The following is a 20,223-nucleotide window of genomic DNA, read 5'->3' as shown; positions in this document are numbered from 1 at the left end:
TGGAATATATTTATTGGTTCGTTATCGCTGTATTCTTTGTTTAATAAATTCTTATTTAGCCCCGTTTATTCAGGTGGGATTTGGTTTTCCTCTGCCTGATGAACAATAGACGCTATGGTTTCATTTAGTTGTGTCGTAGATTCTTTAAGCATGTATAATAGATCAATATGATCTCCATGCGGATTCTGAAGCATCATCTCTGTCAGGCTCATGATATTTGTTAGCGGAGCGCGTACCTTATGACTTTGAATCCAGGCAATATCTTTGAAATCCTGATTTTGTTTCTCGATCATACGTACATAATTGACACGCTTAGATACGTCTGTTGCCAATACCAACCTGGCCTCAACGCCATCTAAACTGACGATATTGGTGTCTATTTCTACTGGAAAAGAATGCCCTTCTTTATTCATATGTGTCAATATGCCGGAATAGGTCCTGGTCTTAATTGTGCTGAAGATGTCCATCAGTTTACTGATTTCTGAAGTCGGCCTTATTTTGGTGATGTTCATTGATAGAAACTCCTCCTTAGAATATCCGTACTTTTTAACCGCGGCATCATTTACCTTTAAGAAATTACCGGTATTTAACTCAAAAATGTACATAGGGACTGGATTGGAATCGAAAACATTCCGGTAGTACCGTTCAGAGGCATCCAGTTTTTTTAACAACATCACCTCCTTTATTCTGGTCTTCTCAAATCCATTGAGAATGCTGCTGATCATAAGGACGCTTACAAAACTGACGAAAATCAGGTTTACTGAATAGGCAATCCATAAAGTAAGGTCGTAGGTATCCGAGAGTGGGGTGGGGAAAATATTGAATTTAATGACCAGACCAATTCCAATACAGATCAGGGTATTAATGATCAATGGAATATAGGTTGCTTTTGGTGGGAAAATCATCGCAGTAAAAAAGGTGATGATCAGTAAGTAAAGCGCCCCAGGTCCATCAGAACCCACAAAAATCAGGTAAATTAAGGCAATAAGATAAAGAAGGATGACCACAATGACCATTCTGTAATCCAGCTCAATTTTTCTATTTATTACAAAACCCATAAGCATTATCACGACAATAACCATAAATACAGGGAAGAATACCTTCCCTGTCATAAATTCATGGATCAGAAAAAGAACCAGTCCAACCAGGCTTACCGGAATACAATACAAAACCGTATTCCTGAATAAAATGACCCGCCATGAACTGATCCGGAAGAGTGTAAACTGATTTTCCACAGGAATAACATGCTCGATTGCTTTCCTGTATTTTTTCCAGTATAATTTTACTCCTCCCATTTTTTTGAGATCTATTTCAATGACTTTGATATATACCGCTGATATGAATCCATTAAATGAGGAATATATTTCCCGATATCTGTTTAAACAGATATCGCGACATTGCTAAACCAATTCGTTGTAAATCATAAAAGACACGTTCTCAGGCTTGTCAGGCATTTGAACGCTAAAAAAAGCGATATCTATCTCTGTTAATAGGCCTATTATCATGCCATACCTGCCTTTTATTCAGTTAGATACTGAACTGGATAAAAGGAGGTTGCAATAAATGATGTATGGCTGGAAGCCGGAAGAATTCCGGGTTATTTAAATTTTCCGGTGATCCGGTAATTCTTTGTGGAAAGGAGCCTGATGTTTTGGGTTTTCTTTACCTCATACAAACTATCAGGGTAATAGCTAAGCGTGTCAGCTGAGGTGTATAGCGTGTTGGAATTTCGGATGAATATCTGCAGGCCATAAAGCTGACCATTGCGCCGGGTGATGATCACTTCCTTCACCGGTACCTTTTTATGGTCAGAAGTATATATTTCCTGCTCCCCGGATTTTTTCACCTGGAATAATCCTTTCCATGCTGCCCTGTTCATATCTGCATCAGAAAAAGTCGATAACTCTTTCTTCCAGTCCTGAATTTTTATCTCTTTACTTTCGGAAGAATCATTAACCATTACGGTCTTGAAGATGCTTGGATTTGAGCTGTTTAACCTGCTGATTTCCTGTTCAATATATTCTTTAAGGTTAAAATAAGTATGGGCATTCTTTTGCCCGGCTACTGTGGAATCCCCACAGCTATAGCATAGCAACAAAAGAAAGCCACATAATAAATGATTGTATCTCATTATACCAGGCAATTACCAGTCATGATGGCCGGTGCCGGAATACCTAATATTTTTAAAATAGTAGGGGCAATATCGCCAAGTTTTCCATCAGCTACAGTTTTATAGTCATTATCTATCAAAATGCAGGGAACCAGGTTGGTGGTATGAGCGGTATTTACCGAGCCGTCAGCATTCAGCATATATTCCGAATTTCCGTGATCCGCAAGAATGATGAAAGAATATCCGTTTTCAATCCCTTTGTTTACCACAATCTCCGCACAACTATCTGCAGTCTCCACCGCTTTAATTACAGCTTCGAAAACACCGGTATGGCCTACCATATCAGGATTGGCAAAATTCAGACAAACGAAATCTGCCCAGCCACTTTCCAGTTCTTTACTGATCGCTTCCGTGATTCCTGCAGCACTCATTTCCGGTTGCAGATCGTAAGTAGCTACCTTCGGTGAGGGAATCAGAATTCTTTTCTCATTTTCAAATACAGCTTCTCTTCCTCCTGAGAAGAAGAAGGTAACGTGTGGATATTTTTCGGTTTCCGCAATACGGATTTGATTTTTATGGTTTTTCTCTAATACTTCACCCAATGTTTCAGAAAGGTCATCTTTGGTGAAGATCACCTTCACATCCTGGAAGTTCTCATCATAGGTAGTCATCGTCACGTAATATAACGGTAACTTGTGCATCTGGAAATCAGGATAATCATGCTGACTCAATACAGCAGTAATTTCCCGGCCCCTGTCCGTTCTGTAATTGAAACAGATCACTACATCACCCGGTTGGATTGTTGCTACCGGACTGCCATCAGCCTGGGTCAAAACAATTGGTTTTATAAACTCATCCGTAATGCCTTCACTATATGACTGCTCAATGGCCATTGCGGCATTGCTTGTTGGCTGTCCAACGCCTTTGGTTAAAAGATCATAAGCCAGTTTTACCCTTTCCCAACGTGAATCCCTGTCCATCGCATAATAACGGCCAATTAAACTGGCGATCTTCGCGGTATTGTTTTCCAGATGATGATCAAGGTCTTTAATGAAATTTAATCCTGAATTCGGGTCAGTATCCCTGCCATCAAGGAAAGCATGCACAAATACATCTTTTAATCCCTGTTCAGTAGCTGCATCACACAAAGCCTTCAGGTGATTGATATGTGCATGTACCCCTCCATCAGAAACTAATCCGATGAAATGAACTGCTTTATTGTTTTGTTTAGCATAATTGAAAGCATTCAGCAGCACTTCATTCTGATGAAGCGTCCTGTCTGTAATCGCTTTATTAATCCGGCCTAATTCCTGATAAACTACCCTTCCTGCACCTAAATTCATATGGCCAACCTCTGAATTGCCCATTTGTCCGGCAGGTAAACCCACCGCTTCACCAGAAGCTTCCAGTTTGGAGTTCGGGTAGTTTTTAATTAAAGAGTCAAAGAAAGGAGTGTTGGCGGCATATGCAGCATCGGAACTGTCTTGTTTTCCATATCCCCAGCCATCAAGAATAAGTAGGACTAATTTTTTATGATTCATCAGTGAATTGCTTTTTAATATCTAACAAATATAAACCTATTGTGTGTTTTTTTTGAGTCAAATTGTAATTCCTCTGTAGTATCTTTGTTTTTTTTAGCCGCCATTAATGGCATAATTTATGTGCAGGTGATACATTAGCCATATAGAGAATATGAAGCCCTTACTTTTTTTGACGATCCTGTTTACCTCCCTTTCCTCTTCTATTGCTACACAAAGCGATATTATTGATAACTTATCTACTTACTTTAAGAGTGGAAGTTCTAAAGATGTTGCGGGATATTTCTCTTCTTCTGTCGAATTAATCATAATTGATGAAGAGGATGTCTACTCTAAAGCACAGGCTGAACAAATTTTAAGAAATTTTTTCACTAAATATCCACCCGTAAAATCTTCGGTTATTCACCTCATCAATGCAAATCCCAATTTTAGGTTTGGCATCCTTTCCTTGCACACCAAGAATGGAAAATTCAGGGTTTCTATCACGATGAAAAAGTCTAACAATGCTTTTTTTATTACAGAATTAAGAATAGAGCCGGATAAATAATAGTAAAAATGCTATTTTTGGGTTTAATTATAAGTTTTGGATAAGCAAATCATAGATCAATTCATAAAGAACGCTGTTGCTGAAGATTTAGGCGACGGAGATCATACCTCACTTTCAACCATTCCAGCCAATGCACAAGGCAAAGCAAAATTGCTGATCAAAGAGGATGGAATCATTGCCGGGGTTGAACTTGCAGTGGAGATTTTCAATTATATAGATGCGAAACTGGTTACGGAAGTAATGATTACCGATGGTTCGGAAGTTAAATACGGCGACATTGCACTTACGGTTTCGGGAAGTACACATTCTATTTTACTGGCTGAGCGCCTGGTTTTAAACTGCATGCAGCGGATGAGTGGAATTGCGACGAAAACAAACCGTATTGTTAGTCTGCTTACTGCTTACCCCACTAAATTATTAGATACCCGTAAAACTACACCTGGCCTGAGGTATCTGGAAAAATGGGCCGTTCGTATTGGTGGTGGGGTAAATCACCGCATCGGTTTATACGATATGATCCTCATCAAAGATAACCATGTTGATTATGCAGGCGGCATCTCTAACGCAATAAAAGCCGCAAACCAATACCTGGCAGATAAAGGAAAAGAATTGCAGATAGAAATCGAAGTGAGAAACCTTTCTGAGCTAAATGATGTTTTAACTACAAGAGGTGTAGACAGGATTATGCTCGATAATTTTAGCTTCGCTGATTTAAAGGCAGCTGTAAACCTCATTGATGGCAGATTTGTTACAGAAGCTTCCGGTGGAATTACCGAAGAAAATGTAGTCGAATATGCAGCCTGTGGGGTAGATTTTATATCTATGGGCGCTTTAACCCATTCTGTCAAAAGTTTAGACATGAGCTTAAAGGCATGCTAAAAACCATAATTCACCAGAATTTGATTCTGTTTTTTTACTATAATTGTAGTTAATGATTTCGGTCTATTCTATATCAGCAGTAATTTTAGCATATCTATTTGGGTCTATACCGACAGCGGTGTGGCTCGGACAAGCATTTTATGGTGTCGATGTCAGGGAATACGGAAGTGGAAACGCAGGAGCGACCAACACTTTCAGGGTTCTTGGAAAGCGCGCCGGCCTTGCCGTAATGACCATAGATATTGCCAAAGGTTATACTGCAACCAAACTTGCCTACTTTATAGGTCTATCTGTTACCGGTCCACAAAATTCTTCGCAGTTCATTAACTATGAGCTTGCATTGGGAGTGACTGCCGTGATGGGACATTTGTTCCCTATATTCGCCGGATTTAGAGGCGGAAAGGGAGTCGCTACACTTTTTGGAATGATTTTGGCAGTTAACTTCCCTGCAGCGATGCTTTGTGTTCTTGTTTTTGTAGTCGTCTTATTAACCACTAAATACGTTTCCTTAGGCTCTATATGTGCAGGTTTCACCTTCCCGTTGAGCATTGTATTCCTATTTCATTCTTCGGTTAAATCGGAGGTTTTATACGGGATGTGCGTATGTATCCTTATCCTCGTAACCCACCAGAAAAATCTGGAGCGACTTCTCAAAGGCAAAGAATCCAAAGTTTACCTGTTTAAAAAGAAAAACAACTAAAACAAAGAATTCATGAAAGCTTTAAATTTAATGGTCATTGCTGCGGCAGCGATGTTTTCGATATCCTCCTGCTCAACAGTTCCCCTAACCGGACGTAGCAGGCTGAGTTTAATCAGTGAAAGTGAAATGAGAGGCGCGGCCTCACTGGAATACAGCAAGATGTTGAGGGATCCGGGAACCAAAGTCCTTAATAATGCAGATGCCCAAAGGGTAAAACGTGTAGGACAGAAAATTCAGGCCGCTATCACCAAATACATGAATGCGAATGGTTATGCCAGTCAGATTCAGGGCTTCGCCTGGGAATTTAACCTGATAGACAGTAAAGAAGTAAATGCCTGGTGTATGCCAGGTGGTAAAGTAGCGGTTTATACCGGTCTTTTGCCGGTGGCAAAAGACGATGCAGGACTGGCTACAGTAATGGGACATGAAATTGCCCATGCGATTGCACAGCACTCGTCAGAGCGTGCTTCTCAAGCTGCCCTGGCACAAGCGGGAAGCGGAATCCTGGGCGTAGCTACAGCTGGTAAATCAAGTGCTACTCAGGAGATGATTAGTCAGGCTTATGGATTAGGAGCTCAGGGTTTTGTATTGTTGCCCAATTCCAGAAAACAAGAGCTGGAAGCCGATAATTTAGGTCTTACCTTTATGGCCATTGCCGGATACGATCCTGCTACAGCGGTTACTTTCTGGCAACGTATGGCAAATGCGAGCCGAGGATCTCAAAAACCACCTGAATTTCTAAGTACACACCCTGCAGACGCAACACGTATTGCCCAAATTCAAAGACTTTTACCACAGGCACAAAGATATTATAACTCTACTACAGGGAAACCAATCAGGTAGTTGAAACCAATTTTGGAAAAAAGGCCGTTAGCTAATAACGGCCTTTTTTATTGGGGCCAGTGTCTGGATAATGGCGGATGCTTTGACCATACATTCTTCATATTCGCCCTCAGGACTTGAAGCATAGGTGATGGCACCCCCAACCTGGAAGGATAAATATTTTGCTGTTTCCTGATACAAGATGCTGCGGATGATGACGTTAAAATCAAAATCACCCTCCGGACTGATGTATCCAATGGAGCCTGAATAGGCACCACGCTTGCTCAGTTCATGAGATTCAATCAATTCCATTGCCCTGATTTTTGGAGCACCGGTCATGGAACCCATCGGGAAAGTATTCTTTATGGCATCAATAAAATGTAATTCAGGGTTTAACTTACAGCTGATGGTCGAGATCATCTGATGTACCTGAGGAAAACTGTATATGCCGAATAACTCTTCTACTTTTACACTGCCTTTTACGGCACTTTTGGTCAGATCATTTCTAACCAGGTCTACGATCATTACATTTTCTGCCTGCTCCTTTTCATTTTTTCTCAGGTCCAGTTTGACCTGTTCATCGATAATGGCATCCGGATTTCTTCTGGCTGTACCTTTGATGGGCTGGGAGATGAGTTTTTCCTCACGTTTACATAAGAACCTCTCCGGACTCGCGGAAAGAATGTATTGATCCTGAATTTTGAAATATCCTGCAAATGGGGTAGGGGAAAGTGTATTGAGCTGGTTGAATATGGCTAAAGGATCTATTTCTGCATGTTCTGCAAAGAACTCCTGACAATAAGTAACTTCATAAATATCGCCTCTATTGATATGCTGCCGTAACTCCGATATTTTTTTCAGGTAAGCAGCTCTATCCAGCTTATGTTGAATATTTAATGTTTGTCCAGGAATTGGAGCAACCGGCTCCATTTGACTGATTTCTTTAAGGACTTCCTGATCGCCAAGGATTACAGCGATCTGGCCATCTTTTACGGTAATCAGGTATTCAGGAACAAAAAAGAAGAGATCCGGAAAATGGAGGGAATCCGGGTTCCTGGAATACAATTCTTCCTGCTCATTCTTCAGGTCATAGCTAAATAAACCAAACATCCAGGTTTTATGCAAATTGTAGAAAGACCTTAAGGCTTCAAAAGCTTGCCCTGTAGGTATATCCAAAACCTGATCTGCACCGGCAGCAATTACAAAATCGAATTTTCCGAAAGGATCGCTGTAGCTGTTAGAATCCAGGCAACAGCAGATGTCGAAGGAATTGGCCCATTGAAGTGCCTTGCTTTTAAATAACGATATATCTAGGTAATTCATTTGAAGCTAAAGTTAAAAAAAATAATTTACTGAATCCTGATTTTGTAAAACAAAAAAGGCGGCCATCGGCCGCCTTTTATATTAAAAATTACGTTCTAGTTCAATTCTAAAGTTTGAACCCTGTCTGGTCCAACTGAAAGATATTTTACAGGTACCGCTAACTCTTTCTCTAAGAAAGCAATATAGTCCGCAAGTTTCGCAGGAATTTCAGATACTTTATTTACTTTGGTCACATCTGTTTTCCAACCTTCAATCGCTTTCAATACCGGAGTAGGTTTTACTGTAATGATGTCATATGGCATGTAGTCAATGGTTTCGCCATTGTGCTCATAATGTGTACAGGCATAAATGGTATCAAAACCATCTAATACGTCTGCTTTCATCATGATCAGCTCAGTTACACCATTTAACATGATCGCGTATTTTAATGCAGGCAGATCAATCCATCCGCAACGACGGGCACGTCCGGTAGTTGCACCGAACTCATGACCAACCTGGCGAAGGTTTTCTCCAACTTCATTGTCCAGTTCAGTAGGGAAAGGTCCACCACCAACACGGGTACAATAAGCTTTAAAAATACCGTATACATGACCGATTCTGTTTGGGGCAATCCCTAAACCTGTACATGCACCAGCGGTAGTGGTGTTTGAAGAAGTTACAAATGGATAAGATCCGAAATCTACGTCCAGGAGTGTTCCCTGTGCACCTTCTGCCAATACTGTTTTTCCTTCTTTAAGGAATCCATTTACATAATGCTCACTATCTACATGAGGAATGCTTTTCAGGAATTCGATTGCTTCAAAAAATGCAGCCTCTTTTTCCGTCAGGTCATATTCAAAATTATAATGAGAAAGCATGTCTTTATGTTTCTCAACCAGTTTGTTGTAACGGTCTTTGAAATCAGGAAGGGTAGTATCACCAACTCTTAATCCATTACGTCCGGTCTTGTCCATATAAGTCGGTCCAATACCTTTTAGCGTAGAACCAATTTTGTCCTTGCCCATTTTTTGCTCATTTGCCGCATCCAGTAACTGGTGTGTTGGCAAAATTAGATGTGCTTTACGGGCAATTACCAATTTCCCTTTTGCTACAGGATCATGGCCAGCTGCTTTAAGGTTGTCTAACTCTCTTTTTAGAATGATAGGGTCAATAACCACACCATTTCCAATCAAGTTCATTGTTTTCTCATTGAAAATACCAGATGGAATGGTATTTAAAACAAATTTTTTGCCATCAAACTCTAAAGTATGTCCGGCATTCGGACCGCCTTGAAAACGAGCTATCAAATCATATTGCGGACTTAGAACATCAACAATTTTTCCCTTGCCTTCATCGCCCCATTGCAGGCCCAGAAGCACGTCTACTTGCGTCATTATTTAAATTTAAGAATAGAAATATTATAAATTGGATATGTTAACTTGCATGTTTAATGTCGGCATTCTGATTGTTCATCGCATTTTTTGCAGAACAATCGAAACAGCTGCCATAAAGATTAAGAGAGTGATGTTTGATCTCAAACTTTAATAAATCACCAACCATACTCTGGATCTGATGGATCCGTGGATCACAGAATTCTACTACTTTCCCGCAGTCAATACAAATGATATGGTCGTGCTGATGATAGCCATATGATTTCTCAAATTGGGCCATATTTTTACCAAACTGATGTTTAGTAACCAGATCACATGAAACTAATAGCTCCAAAGTGTTGTATACAGTAGCCCTGCTTACACGATACTTTTGGTTTTTCATGTGGATATAGAGGGTCTCTACATCGAAATGGTCATCTCTGGAATATATTTCTTCTAAGATGGCAAAACGTTCCGGTGTTTTTCTCAGACTTTTATTTTCGAGATAAGCTTCGAATATTTTTCTTACTAACTCGCTGTTGTGGTTTGTAGACATAGTTTTTAAACTCCTTTCAAAGGTACCAATTTTTATATAAATCTGTATGTTTTATTCGTTTTTTTAGGCATCAAAACGGGTAACACCCGTTACGCCTTTTACTTCCAGCAGGTTTTTAATCAGGTTGTCTAAGTGCTCTTTATCATTTACAAAGATCATAATTGATCCATCGAAAATGCCATTATCTGTGTCTACAGTAATAGAACGCATATTTACCTTGAAATCTCCCGAAATTACTTTAGTGATGTTATTGATCAAACCTACGTCATCAATTCCGATAATGTGTAATCCGGTTAAAAACGTGAGCTCCTGCTGACGGTTCCATTTTGCTTTTACTACCCGATAGCCATAGTTTGCCATCAGTTGTGCGGCATTCGGACAATTGGTGCGGTGGATCTTGATTCCCTCATTAACCGTCACAAATCCAAATACATCGTCTCCCGGAATAGGATTGCAACAGGCTGCAAGGGTGTAGTCGATCTTTTGAAGATCTTCACCAATCAATAGGATATCAGATTCAGGGCCTTTAACACGGCTCAGTAATGCTTCAATCTTTTGATTATCGCTTTTCTCCGAAGAACCCCTGTTCTCGATTTCTTTTTCACTCGCCAGGTAATCTTTTAAATCCTTTAACTCAATCTTACCATTGGCAATGTTGATGAACAACTCCTGTGTAGAAGGTAATTTAAAAAAGTAGGTCAGCTTATTCAGGTTATCTGTATTGTAAGTAATCTTTAAAGATTTAAGCTTACGCTCCAAAGTTTCTTTGCCCTGCTCCGCAATTTTCCTTTTTTCTTCTTTTAAAGAAGACTTGATTTTCGATTTGGCCTTCGCTGTAACTACAATATTCAGCCAGTCCTCTTTAGGTGTCTGTTTACTGGAGGTAATAATTTCTACCTGATCTCCATTCTGTAGTTTATAAGATAAAGGAACCAGTTTGTGGTTCACTTTTGCACCAATACATTTTGCCCCTACATCAGTATGGATCTCAAAAGCAAAATCTAAAGCAGTAGCTCCTAAAGGCAATTGTAACAATGCCCCTTTAGGCGTAAAAATGAAAATTTCATCCGAGAATAGGTTCATTTTAAAATCATCCAGGAAGTCTAAAGCATTGGCTTCCGGATTGTTCAGCATTTCCCTCACTTTCATGATCCATTGGTCAAGACCATTGTCATTACTCGATTCTTTGTATTTCCAGTGTGCGGCAAAACCTTTCTCCGCAATCTCATTCATTCTTTGGGTACGGATCTGAACTTCTACCCATTGTCCCTTAGGTCCCATAACCGTGGTATGCAGCGACTCATATCCGTTTCCTTTCGGAGAGGAAACCCAGTCACGTAAGCGGTCCGGGTTCGGACGGTAGAGGTCGGTCACAATGGAATAGGCTTTCCAGCAATCTGCTTTTTCATTTTCAGGATTGCTGTCCAGAATGATCCGGATGGCAAAAAGATCATAAACCTCATCAAAAGGGATATTTTTGCTCTTCATCTTATTCCAGATCGAATGAATTGATTTCGGACGGCCATATATATCAGCCGTTAGTCCCTGCTCCGCCAGAATTTCATTGATAGGCTCGACGAATCTTTTGATGAATAAGGTTCGTTCTGCTTTTTTTTCGTTCAGCTGAGTGGCAATATATTTATAGGTGTCTGGCTCCAGATACTTCATGGAGAGATCTTCCAGTTCAGATTTAATGGCATACAGACCCAGACGATGGGCCAGGGGGGCATATAAATAAATGGTTTCAGAAGCAATCTTTAACTGCTTTTGCCTCGGCATAAAGTCCATCGTCCGCATGTTGTGCAGCCGGTCAGCAAGTTTGATCAGGATCACCCGTACATCATCCGCTAAAGTCAGCAGCATTTTCCGGAAATTCTCCGCTTGCAAAGAACTGTTATAATCGAAAACACCGGATATCTTAGTCAGACCATCAATGATCTTTGCCGTTTTCTTTCCAAATTCCCTTTCAATATCCTCTAATGTGATGTCGGTATCTTCTACAACATCGTGTAATAAAGCACATACAATCGAAGTGGTTCCCAATCCGATTTCTTCCGCGGCAATCTGTGCAACAGCAATAGGGTGATAAATATAAGGCTCTCCTGATTTCCTTCGCATATTTTTATGACTTTCAAGGGCCATATCAAATGCTTTACGAATCTCTTTCTTATCTCCCCTTTGAAGTGTTGGCTTACAGGCACGCAAAAGCGCACGGTATCGCTTCAATATCTCTTGCTTCTCTGCTTCTAAATCAATCACTAATGTGTTCTTCATCAATATATATGGTGTTTTTTCTTAATCTGCTATTTTGTCGGTTGTTCATCCTGAAAGGGCACATGAACATACGAATTTACGCATTTATCAGTCCATTACCGGATACTTTTGTTAATATAAGCTTTTTGTAAAGATCATGTTAGTATATGCAATAATTCCTCCAAATTTAAGTTTGTCATATTAGGTAAGACTCTGGTTCGTTCTTATTGAAGACCTTTTTAAATGAGGTCGGTTTCAATTGTATTATTTACGTCAGGATGATAACGATTTGTTGTTAAAAGATTATCTTAGACATGAAATAAAACTAATATATTATTTTTGCCGTAAATGGAAAGAGGTATAAATTTATGAAATTTTACAGGTTATTTTTTCTGTCAATTGTCATTATTACAGGTGCTTCTGCTAAAGCGCAGCAAAGCACTGTGAAAGTGAAATTTCCCGTATTGGGAAAGAATGACACGATTCGGGTAGCCTCTACCAATGAAGATGGAGAAATGATCCCCTGGATCCCGCTCAATGAAGTAATCATCTACGGTTATAGAATCTTCAAAACCCCTGAAGACCGTGCCGCCTTCAACCGCTTACGCTACAATGTGATGAAAGTGATGCCTTATGCTTTATATGCAAAAAGAAGGTATGAACAGCTGGAAAAGGACCTGGCAGGAGCCGAAGATAAAAAGTTGCAAAAGAAACTCGTTAAACAATGTGATAAAGAAATTAAAGACATGTTTAACCGGGAAATCAAAGAACTGACCATTTCTCAGGGACAGATTTTAACAAAACTGATCGACAGGGAGCTCGGAAGGACTACCTATGAAATCGTTAAGGAAACCAAAGGTGGAATCACCGCATTTTTATATCAATCTGTGGCCAGAGTTGTTGGCCATAATCTTAAAAGTAAATACAACCCATCGGAAGAGCGGGACATCGAATCCATTATTCTTTCTTCCGGGTTTTACCAATAAAATATGTCTGATAACTCAAAAAGTATACACCAGTTTAAGGTAAAATTGATCAATGGAACAGAAAAGAAACTTTCTGACTATAAAAACAAAAACTTATTAATTGTAAACATTGCTTCTGCATGCGGCTTTGCGCCCCAGTTAAAGGAGTTGCAACAGCTTAGGGAAGAGCTTAAATCTCAGGACTTTGAAGTTCTTGCTTTTCCATCCAATGACTTCGGAAGACAAGAGCCGCTTGAAGGGGAAGCGATCCATTCTTTCTGCGAACTAAACTATGGTGTTCAATTTCCTGTCTTTGAAAAAATCATGGTCAGAGGAGAACAGGCACACCCTTTATTTAAATTTCTGGGGGATAAAAAACTCAATGGAAAATTGACTTCCACCCCGAGGTGGAATTTTCACAAATACCTGGTGAATAAAAAAGGAGAAGTGGTGGACTATTTCTTCCCTTTTACCAAACCCTTATCCACAAAAGTGAAGAAAAAAATACAGCGTCTGGGTTAAGCCCAAAACATTTTAGAACACATGATGAAGTTAGATATATTAGTCCTTGCCGTTCATCCGGACGATGCAGAGTTGGGATGTTCCGGAACTATTGCCAAACATATCGCAATGGGAAAGAAAGTCGGAATTGTAGATTTTACCCGGGGAGAGCTTGGAACAAGAGGTTCCGCAGAGATCAGAGACCTGGAAGCAGCAGATTCTGCAAAGATCTTAGGTCTTCATGCCCGGGAAAATCTGAGGTTCAAAGATGGCTTTTTTGCAAACGACGAAGCGCATAAAATCGCAGTAATCAAAATGATCCGTAAGTATCAACCGGAAATCATTTTGACAAATGCTTTGCACGACAGGCATCCGGATCATGGAAGGGCCGGAGACCTGGCTAATGATGCTTGTTTCTTATCCGGATTGTCCAAAATTTCTACGAATATCGAGGGACAGGAACAGGAAGCCTGGCGACCACGTCTGATCCTTCAGTATATTCAGGACCGTTATATCGAACCTGATATCATTGTAGACATTACCCCTTACATCCAAACCAAAATTGATTCGATTAAGGCTTTTAAAACACAGTTCTTTAATCCTGATCATGAAGAAGCGGAAACCTATATCTCTTCTCCTGAATTTTTCGATAGTGTGATCGGCCGTGCCCGTGAATTCGGAAAATCAATAGGAACAACTTATGGGGAAGGATTTACTTGTCGTAAACTTTTAGGTGTAAATGATCTTTTTAACCTGAGCTAACACTCTTTAAACGATCTTTATCTGGCTAAGCCAACAAATTGGCTGTTTTGCTGTTTTTAAAGGAAACAGCAAAACATGGCCAATATCTTCTCCTCCTTAAAAAACGCATATACCCTTTTTAAAACCGTCGATTTTCAGAAACTGGAAGCGCTTTCTAAAAAGGTAGACCTGACTAAAATTGTAGATTCGGTATCCAACCTTGATGAAACCCAGTTACAGGGGTTGATGAAGATGATGGGCGGACCCCATAAGAAAAGAGAACTTCCTCCGATAGAAGGAGATTTTTATCACCTCGGAGATGAAGCACTGAGTGATGATGATCGTGCTTTGCAATTGAAAGTCCGTGCATTTCTGGAAAAGGAAGTTAAGCCTGTAGTCAATAAGTACTGGCTTAGAGCAGAATTTCCTTTTGAGCTGATTCCCGGAATTGCAGAACTCAATATTTGTGGCCTTACCTACGAAGGTTATGGCTGTCCCAATAAATCAAATCTGATGGAAGGCATGCTGGCAATGGAAATGGCGAGAGTGGATACTTCTATGTCTACTTTTTTTGGGGTACAAAGTGGATTGGCCATGGGCTCCATTTATCTGCTTGGATCTGAAGCTCAAAAACAAGAATGGCTGCCCGATATGCAGCAATTGAAACTGATTGGCGCATTCGGATTGACAGAACCGGAAGTGGGCTCAGGTGTTGCCGGAGGATTAACGACGACGGCAAAACGGGTGGGGAGCAAATGGGTGCTCAACGGGCAGAAAAAATGGATCGGTAATTCTACTTTTTCTGATGTGACGATTATCTGGGCCAGAGACCTGGATGATCAGGAAGTAAAAGGATTTTTGGTAAGAAAAGGGGCCAAAGGTTTTGCTGTAGAGAAGATGGAAGACAAAATGGCTTTGCGAATTGTACAAAACGGCCTGATTACCTTAACAAATTGTGAAGTGGAAGAAACCGATCGTCTTCAAAATGCCAATTCCTTCAAGGATACTGCAAAAGTATTAAAGATGACAAGGGCAGGAGTAGCCTGGCAGGCTGTAGGCTGTGCGAGGGGAGCGTATGAAAGCGCTTTGCATTATACCCGGACAAGAAAACAGTTCGGAAAACCGATTGCTTCCTTTCAGCTGATTCAAAACCATTTGGTGGAAATGTTATCTAACCTGACTGCAATGCAAACCCTTTGTTTCCGGTTGTCTCAGCTACAGGATCAGAATCTGTTAACCGACGAACACGCTTCACTGGCTAAAGTATTCTGTTCTATGAAAACCAGGGATGTAGTAAGCAGGGCGAGAGAAGTAATGGGAGGGAACGGGATTCTGTTGGAATATGACGTGGCCCGTTTTGTAGCGGATGCTGAAGCCATTTATTCTTATGAAGGAACAAAAGAAATCAATACACTGATTGTAGGCAGGGCCATCACCGGCTTTTCTGCCTTTGTATAATCTATTTAAAAGGATATTTGGTAATACTTGTATTGCCCATTGCACTTTTTTCGTAAAGGGCAATACAAGTATTGTTAAATGAAGGATCAAAATTCTGTTTTCCAGGACCTAGCTGATTGGGAGCCGGACTGCCTTTGATGAAAAAATATACCTTGGTATTTCCGCCTTTATGATGGGGTTTGAAATTACCATAAGTTTCCATTTCAGACCAGAGTGTATCTTTAACCGTTACCGCAAACACATGCTGTATGGGGCCGGTATTGTTGTCGTTCCGATAGTGTGCCACTTCTGTGAATTCTCCTTTCAGGTCCTCAATACCCGGTTGGGTAAAAGTACCCTTCATCATCCAGGCTACAAGCAGTACCACGAGGATACCAAGAAAAATATTGATCTTCTTTTTACCCATTATAACGCAGGTAAGATTTTTTCCATTACGGCTAAGCCATCATCAATGTGTTTTTTCTCGATACAAAGTGCCGGTCTGAAACGAATGGTCTGGTTGCCACAGCCTAAGAACATAACGTTCTGATCCATTCCTTTTTGAATAAAGGCGTTACGCATATCTTTATTTGGGAAATCGAATGCACAAAGCAAACCTTTACCTCTTACATTGCTGATTTTATCATGTTTCTGCGCAAGATGTTCCAGATTTTCTTTTAGATATTGCCCTACGATTGTTGCATTGTCACATAAATTATCGTCCTGAAGGATCTGTAAGATTTGTGTTGAGCGAACCATGTCTACAAGGTTACCACCCCATGTAGAATTGATTCTGGAAGGAACCCTGAATACATTGCCCTCCACCTGATCTACCTTATCGCCCACCAGAATTCCACATACCTGCATCTTTTTACCAAAAGCAACAATATCAGGACGTGCTTTTTCGCTGTAATGCTGGTGACACCAGAATTTACCGGTAAGGCCCACACCAGTTTGAACCTCATCGTAAATTAAAAAGGCATCGTTCTCATCTGCAAGCGTTTTTAACTGAATTAAAAACTCTTCACGCAAATGATTGTCACCACCTTCAGATTGAATAGGCTCCACAATAATGGCACAGATTTCATCTTTATTGTCTGCGAAAGCTTGTTTGATCTGAGCAATAGAAGCTTCTTCAGTGTCAATTGCTTTTTTTAAGTTTTCATCCTGTAAAGGAAATTTAATGGTTGGTACGGAAACCCTTGGCCAGTCGAACTTCGCAAACCATTTCGTCTTATCAGGAAGAGTATTGGTTAAACTTAAGGTATATCCGGTTCTGCCATGAAAAGCTTTTTCAAAATGCAGAACTTTAAATCCCTTTTCTTCTTTAATCCCTTTGGCAAAGTTCTTCTGAACTTTCCAGTCCATCGCTACCTTAATGGCATTTTCAACTGCCAATGCGCCACCTGCAATAAAAAAAGCATGAGGCAGGTAAGAGGGGATTCCAACTTTAGAGAACGTATCTACAAACTGAGCATATTGTTGTGTATAAACATCAGAATTGGAAGGATTCGACATTGCTGCCAATAGAAGGCTTTTTTTGAAGGCTTCGTCATTGACCATTTTCGGATGGTTGTATCCCAATGGGACAGAGGCAAAACAAGTAAAGAAATCCAGTAAGTTCCGCTTATACTTCGAGTCGTAAATATAAGCCCCCTGACTTTTTTCCATATCATAGGTAAGGTCAAAACCATCGGCTAAAATGTGTTTGCTTAAAGTTTCATTTACCTGATCGGGAGCTACAGTTAGTTGATACATAAAATCTATATTTTGGTGTAACCAAATGTAACAAAAAGTGCCAAATTAACAAATGCAGGCACTATTTGGACTCGAAAACCCAAAAACTAGGTTTAAACTGTTTAAAGTATGATTTTAGTGAAAAATAAATTTTACGCTCACAAATGTTAATAATTTTCGGGACAAAATTTAGGCCGGTTTCTCAGAAATTCCATCAGAAATGCTCGATGATTTTACATTTTATGTAAATTCCTTATGCCTTAACCCTGAAATAAAAATAGCTGTTGACAAACAATATCAAGCCACCCAATAAACTCCCTCCAAGTACATCGGTAAACCAATGGGCACCTTGATATACCCTGGAGATTGGAATGAGTATAATCAGCAAGTTACAAACAATGATCACTATAACTCTTAAAATGAAAGGTATGGTCTTGACATGAGACATGACGACAATCAGAAATCCAAAAAAGACAACATAGAAATTTACATGCCCACTGGGAAAACTCTGTTGAACTGTCTTTTCCAGAACATGCACTAAAGGTGCGGCAGGTCTGGGCCGGTCTACAAGAATCTTGACGATGGTACTGGCCACACCTGCAAATAAGGTGCTGAGGGTAAATAACGCTTCCCTCTTTAATTTGAAAACGAAAAACAGCAAGGCCGTCAGCAGGACCATGATCACCGAATAAGGCATCACACCGATAAAGCTGATAAATTTCATCCAAGGATCGAGGGAGGGGCTTTGGTAACTTTGTATGAAAGTGGAGAAGTTCTTATCCAGGTCAGATAAGGGCATATAGCTGATGAAAATGGTTAGCAGGATAAACCCCAGCAGGGCTGAAATCAAGAGATAGGTTAAAATAAGGTTTCTTTGTTTATTCATTTTATTGGTAATATGATCAATTTGATTTCAAAATACATACATAACGCTGGTTTAAACGATTTAATGCCAAAATAACAGATGATTTTGTAGAAAATCTGGATTTACTTGTCCATAAATCTTTAGCACAAATGCTAACTTTACCCTCCATGAAAATCTTACTAACCGGATGTGTGTTATTCTTTATGAGCACATCACTATTTGCACAAAAGAGCACTGATGTTTCCCAGGCTGTAGTTACGTACAAGTTTCGTAGCAACGGAAAAGAGCTTGGAGGAGAACTGAAATTATTTACAAAAGGAGCACAGGCACGCATCGCCAGGCAGGGGGCGCAGACTGAACAACAGTTTCTGCAGTTTAAAGAAGCGGCAACCTACCAGGTACTCAGCAACAATGGCCTTTCTTACAGCCTTAAGAAACCATTTTCAGACTATGTGAAGGCAGAGCTGCTTCCGGGTATAGATACTATTGCCGGCATTCCCTGTAAAAAAGCGAAACTTTTCATCCGCTCCAACACCATCGAAATATGGTACAATACGGATTTAAAGATTAAAGGAACACCCACCATCTCTATTGCTCCGGCAATGGGCCTTGTGTTAAAAGTGATCCGTAACGGAAATTCTGAAACCGTAGCTACGAATATAGAGTACCGGACCGTGACTCCGGAAGAACTTAAATGGCCATCAAAATGGGGAAATCTATTGGATGAACCTGCTTACCAGCGCCAAATCATTGAAAGCAGGTATACCACCCTCCAAATTTTTAATGACGAACAAATCAACTTTGGTAGGAAAATAGAAAATCCTGCAGGAGAACAGGCGAACCTTACTTACCACTTTTCAGGCGGTACAGTTATTCTTAAAAAAGTGAAACTTCCGGAGACTTCAGCAGGACAGCATTTGTTTGCGGAATTGGTGCAACATTCTAACGGCGATGCCTATGACCGTACCGGATCTGTATTCATGATTCCGGTCGACAAAAAGATTTCTTTTTTACAGGCACTGCAAAATGGTGTACAGGTTCTTCCGGTATATAACGCAAAGAACGGAAAGAAATACCAGGGTGTAACTGCTACGGATCAATACCTTCCTCCCCTGGAACTGATGCGCTTTTTCACTTCTTTCGGTGTAGGGAAGTTTAATGAGCAGGCTAAAATAAAGGGATACAACTGGGCGGATTCAGTGGTGTATAAACAAGACATTACTGCTTTATTACCTAGCCTGCAAGGTGAGGTCTGGATCGGGGTTTTTATTGGTAATTACGACAAAGGTGGTCATAAAGCCAGTTTGTATTTTAAATACTATCCCGGAGATGAGGATGATGATAAAAATGGTAAGAAAAACTGGATGATGCCTGTGTTTAATACCACGAATCTGATGGAAATGTCCGGACAGGAATATGGAACGATGTTCGACAAAGATTCCCTTACCGTTTCGGTAGAGGTACCGGCAGGCGTAAAAAATCTTCGTTTGAGATACCTGACCACCGGACATGGCGGATGGGGGAACGGCGATGAATTTGTGCCCAAACAAAATGAAATATTTGTGGATGGAAAACGCGTCTATCACTTTATTCCATGGAGAGAGGATTGCGCAACCTACCGCATGCTGAATCCTGCCTCAGGTAATTTTGGTAATGGTTTATCTTCTTCAGATCTGAGCCGTTCTAACTGGTGCCCGGGAACCTTAACCCTTCCGGTAGAAATCCCTTTGCCAGAACTTAAACCAGGAAAACATACTTTAAAGGTAGCTATTCCGCTCGGCAAGCCTGAAGGAACAAGCTTTAGTGCATGGAATGTATCGGGGGTACTGATTGGGGAAAGGGAATAATTATTTAAATCCTGTAACTATTTTTCAAATCCTACGTCCCATCAAAAAACTAA

The 20,223-nt window shown here is 40.3% G+C and carries 19 protein-coding genes; 9 read left to right on the top strand and 10 right to left on the bottom strand.

Annotated elements, in window-relative coordinates; translation table 11 throughout:
• Positions 1–65: 65 nt before the first annotated feature.
• From DBR43_RS22070 to gpmI, 3 genes are all read right to left on the bottom strand, one after another.
• Positions 66–1,295, bottom strand: a complete 1,230-nt coding sequence (locus DBR43_RS22070) for a PAS domain S-box protein (protein ID WP_124584755.1) — start codon at positions 1,293–1,295, stop codon at positions 66–68.
• 302 nt (positions 1,296–1,597) lie between these two features.
• Entirely contained in the window at positions 1,598–2,131 is a 534-nt protein-coding gene (locus DBR43_RS22065) for a hypothetical protein (protein WP_124584753.1), read from the bottom strand.
• Entirely contained in the window at positions 2,131–3,651 is a 1,521-nt protein-coding gene (gene gpmI / locus DBR43_RS22060; RefSeq protein ID WP_124584749.1) for a 2,3-bisphosphoglycerate-independent phosphoglycerate mutase, read from the bottom strand. The genes DBR43_RS22065 and gpmI overlap by 1 nt, the downstream gene beginning before the upstream one ends.
• Before the next feature lie 151 nt (positions 3,652–3,802).
• Between gpmI and DBR43_RS22055 the strand changes: the two genes are divergently transcribed.
• Genes DBR43_RS22055 through DBR43_RS22040 form a run of 4 tightly spaced genes read left to right on the top strand, consistent with a single transcriptional unit; the run spans position 3,803 to position 6,617 of the window.
• On the top strand, positions 3,803–4,195 hold the full coding sequence (locus DBR43_RS22055; RefSeq protein ID WP_124584747.1) for a DUF4783 domain-containing protein: 393 nt from the start codon (positions 3,803–3,805) through the stop codon (positions 4,193–4,195).
• 36 nt (positions 4,196–4,231) lie between these two features.
• Positions 4,232–5,074: a carboxylating nicotinate-nucleotide diphosphorylase gene (gene nadC, locus DBR43_RS22050; RefSeq protein ID WP_124584745.1), complete on the top strand. Its 843-nt coding sequence runs from the start codon at positions 4,232–4,234 to the stop codon at positions 5,072–5,074.
• 52 nt (positions 5,075–5,126) lie between these two features.
• Positions 5,127–5,774 (top strand): glycerol-3-phosphate 1-O-acyltransferase PlsY, encoded by a 648-nt coding sequence (plsY, locus tag DBR43_RS22045; protein ID WP_124584743.1) that lies wholly within the window; start codon positions 5,127–5,129, stop codon positions 5,772–5,774.
• A gap of 12 nt (positions 5,775–5,786) precedes the next feature.
• Positions 5,787–6,617, top strand: a complete 831-nt coding sequence (locus tag DBR43_RS22040; protein ID WP_124584741.1) for a M48 family metallopeptidase — start codon at positions 5,787–5,789, stop codon at positions 6,615–6,617.
• 27 nt (positions 6,618–6,644) lie between these two features.
• On the opposite strand, the gene DBR43_RS22035 is transcribed toward DBR43_RS22040, so the two are convergent.
• The 4 genes from DBR43_RS22035 to DBR43_RS22020 all read right to left on the bottom strand — a co-directional run bounded on the left by DBR43_RS22035 (position 6,645) and on the right by DBR43_RS22020 (position 12,098).
• Positions 6,645–7,919 (bottom strand): anthranilate synthase component I family protein, encoded by a 1,275-nt coding sequence (locus tag DBR43_RS22035; protein ID WP_124584739.1) that lies wholly within the window; start codon positions 7,917–7,919, stop codon positions 6,645–6,647.
• Between the two features lie 95 nt (positions 7,920–8,014).
• Positions 8,015–9,292 carry an adenylosuccinate synthase gene (locus DBR43_RS22030; protein ID WP_124584737.1) on the bottom strand — a complete coding sequence of 426 codons (1,278 nt, stop codon included), beginning with the start codon at positions 9,290–9,292 and terminating at the stop codon, positions 8,015–8,017.
• A 40-nt stretch (positions 9,293–9,332) separates the two neighbouring features.
• On the bottom strand, positions 9,333–9,824 hold the full coding sequence (locus DBR43_RS22025) for a Fur family transcriptional regulator (protein WP_124584735.1): 492 nt from the start codon (positions 9,822–9,824) through the stop codon (positions 9,333–9,335).
• Between the two features lie 63 nt (positions 9,825–9,887).
• On the bottom strand, positions 9,888–12,098 hold the full coding sequence (locus tag DBR43_RS22020; RefSeq protein WP_074606775.1) for a RelA/SpoT family protein: 2,211 nt from the start codon (positions 12,096–12,098) through the stop codon (positions 9,888–9,890).
• Positions 12,099–12,445: 347 nt separating this feature from the next.
• Here DBR43_RS22020 and DBR43_RS22015 point away from each other — a divergent pair, with 347 nt between their 5' ends.
• From DBR43_RS22015 to DBR43_RS22000, 4 genes are all read left to right on the top strand, one after another.
• A complete protein-coding gene (locus tag DBR43_RS22015) occupies positions 12,446–13,063 on the top strand; it encodes a DUF4294 domain-containing protein (RefSeq protein WP_124584733.1) in 618 nt (205 codons plus the stop codon).
• A 3-nt stretch (positions 13,064–13,066) separates the two neighbouring features.
• Positions 13,067–13,564: a glutathione peroxidase gene (locus DBR43_RS22010; RefSeq protein WP_124584731.1), complete on the top strand. Its 498-nt coding sequence runs from the start codon at positions 13,067–13,069 to the stop codon at positions 13,562–13,564.
• A 24-nt stretch (positions 13,565–13,588) separates the two neighbouring features.
• Positions 13,589–14,305 (top strand): bacillithiol biosynthesis deacetylase BshB1, encoded by a 717-nt coding sequence (gene bshB1, locus DBR43_RS22005; protein ID WP_124584990.1) that lies wholly within the window; start codon positions 13,589–13,591, stop codon positions 14,303–14,305.
• Between the two features lie 75 nt (positions 14,306–14,380).
• Positions 14,381–15,742 carry an acyl-CoA dehydrogenase family protein gene (locus DBR43_RS22000; RefSeq protein ID WP_124584729.1) on the top strand — a complete coding sequence of 454 codons (1,362 nt, stop codon included), beginning with the start codon at positions 14,381–14,383 and terminating at the stop codon, positions 15,740–15,742.
• Position 15,743: 1 nt separating this feature from the next.
• On the opposite strand, the gene DBR43_RS21995 is transcribed toward DBR43_RS22000, so the two are convergent.
• The 3 genes from DBR43_RS21995 to DBR43_RS21985 form a co-directional block, all read right to left on the bottom strand.
• Entirely contained in the window at positions 15,744–16,148 is a 405-nt protein-coding gene (locus tag DBR43_RS21995) for a hypothetical protein (RefSeq protein ID WP_124584727.1), read from the bottom strand.
• The gene (lat, locus tag DBR43_RS21990) at positions 16,148–17,479 is read right to left on the bottom strand and encodes an L-lysine 6-transaminase (protein WP_124584725.1); all 1,332 of its coding nucleotides are present in this window, start codon (positions 17,477–17,479) and stop codon (positions 16,148–16,150) included. Before lat ends, DBR43_RS21995 begins: the two co-directional genes overlap by 1 nt.
• Positions 17,480–17,711: 232 nt before the next feature.
• Positions 17,712–18,344 (bottom strand): phosphatase PAP2 family protein, encoded by a 633-nt coding sequence (locus DBR43_RS21985; protein ID WP_124584723.1) that lies wholly within the window; start codon positions 18,342–18,344, stop codon positions 17,712–17,714.
• 146 nt (positions 18,345–18,490) lie between these two features.
• Here DBR43_RS21985 and DBR43_RS21980 point away from each other — a divergent pair, with 146 nt between their 5' ends.
• On the top strand, positions 18,491–20,170 hold the full coding sequence (locus DBR43_RS21980; protein WP_124584721.1) for a PNGase F N-terminal domain-containing protein: 1,680 nt from the start codon (positions 18,491–18,493) through the stop codon (positions 20,168–20,170).
• The last annotated feature ends 53 nt before the right edge of the window (positions 20,171–20,223 follow it).

This window comes from Pedobacter sp. KBW06 (assembly GCF_003852525.1).
GTDB lineage: Bacteria > Bacteroidota > Bacteroidia > Sphingobacteriales > Sphingobacteriaceae > Pedobacter.
Note: the sequence above shows the minus strand (reverse complement) of the source record. Positions and strands in the feature narration are given on the sequence as shown.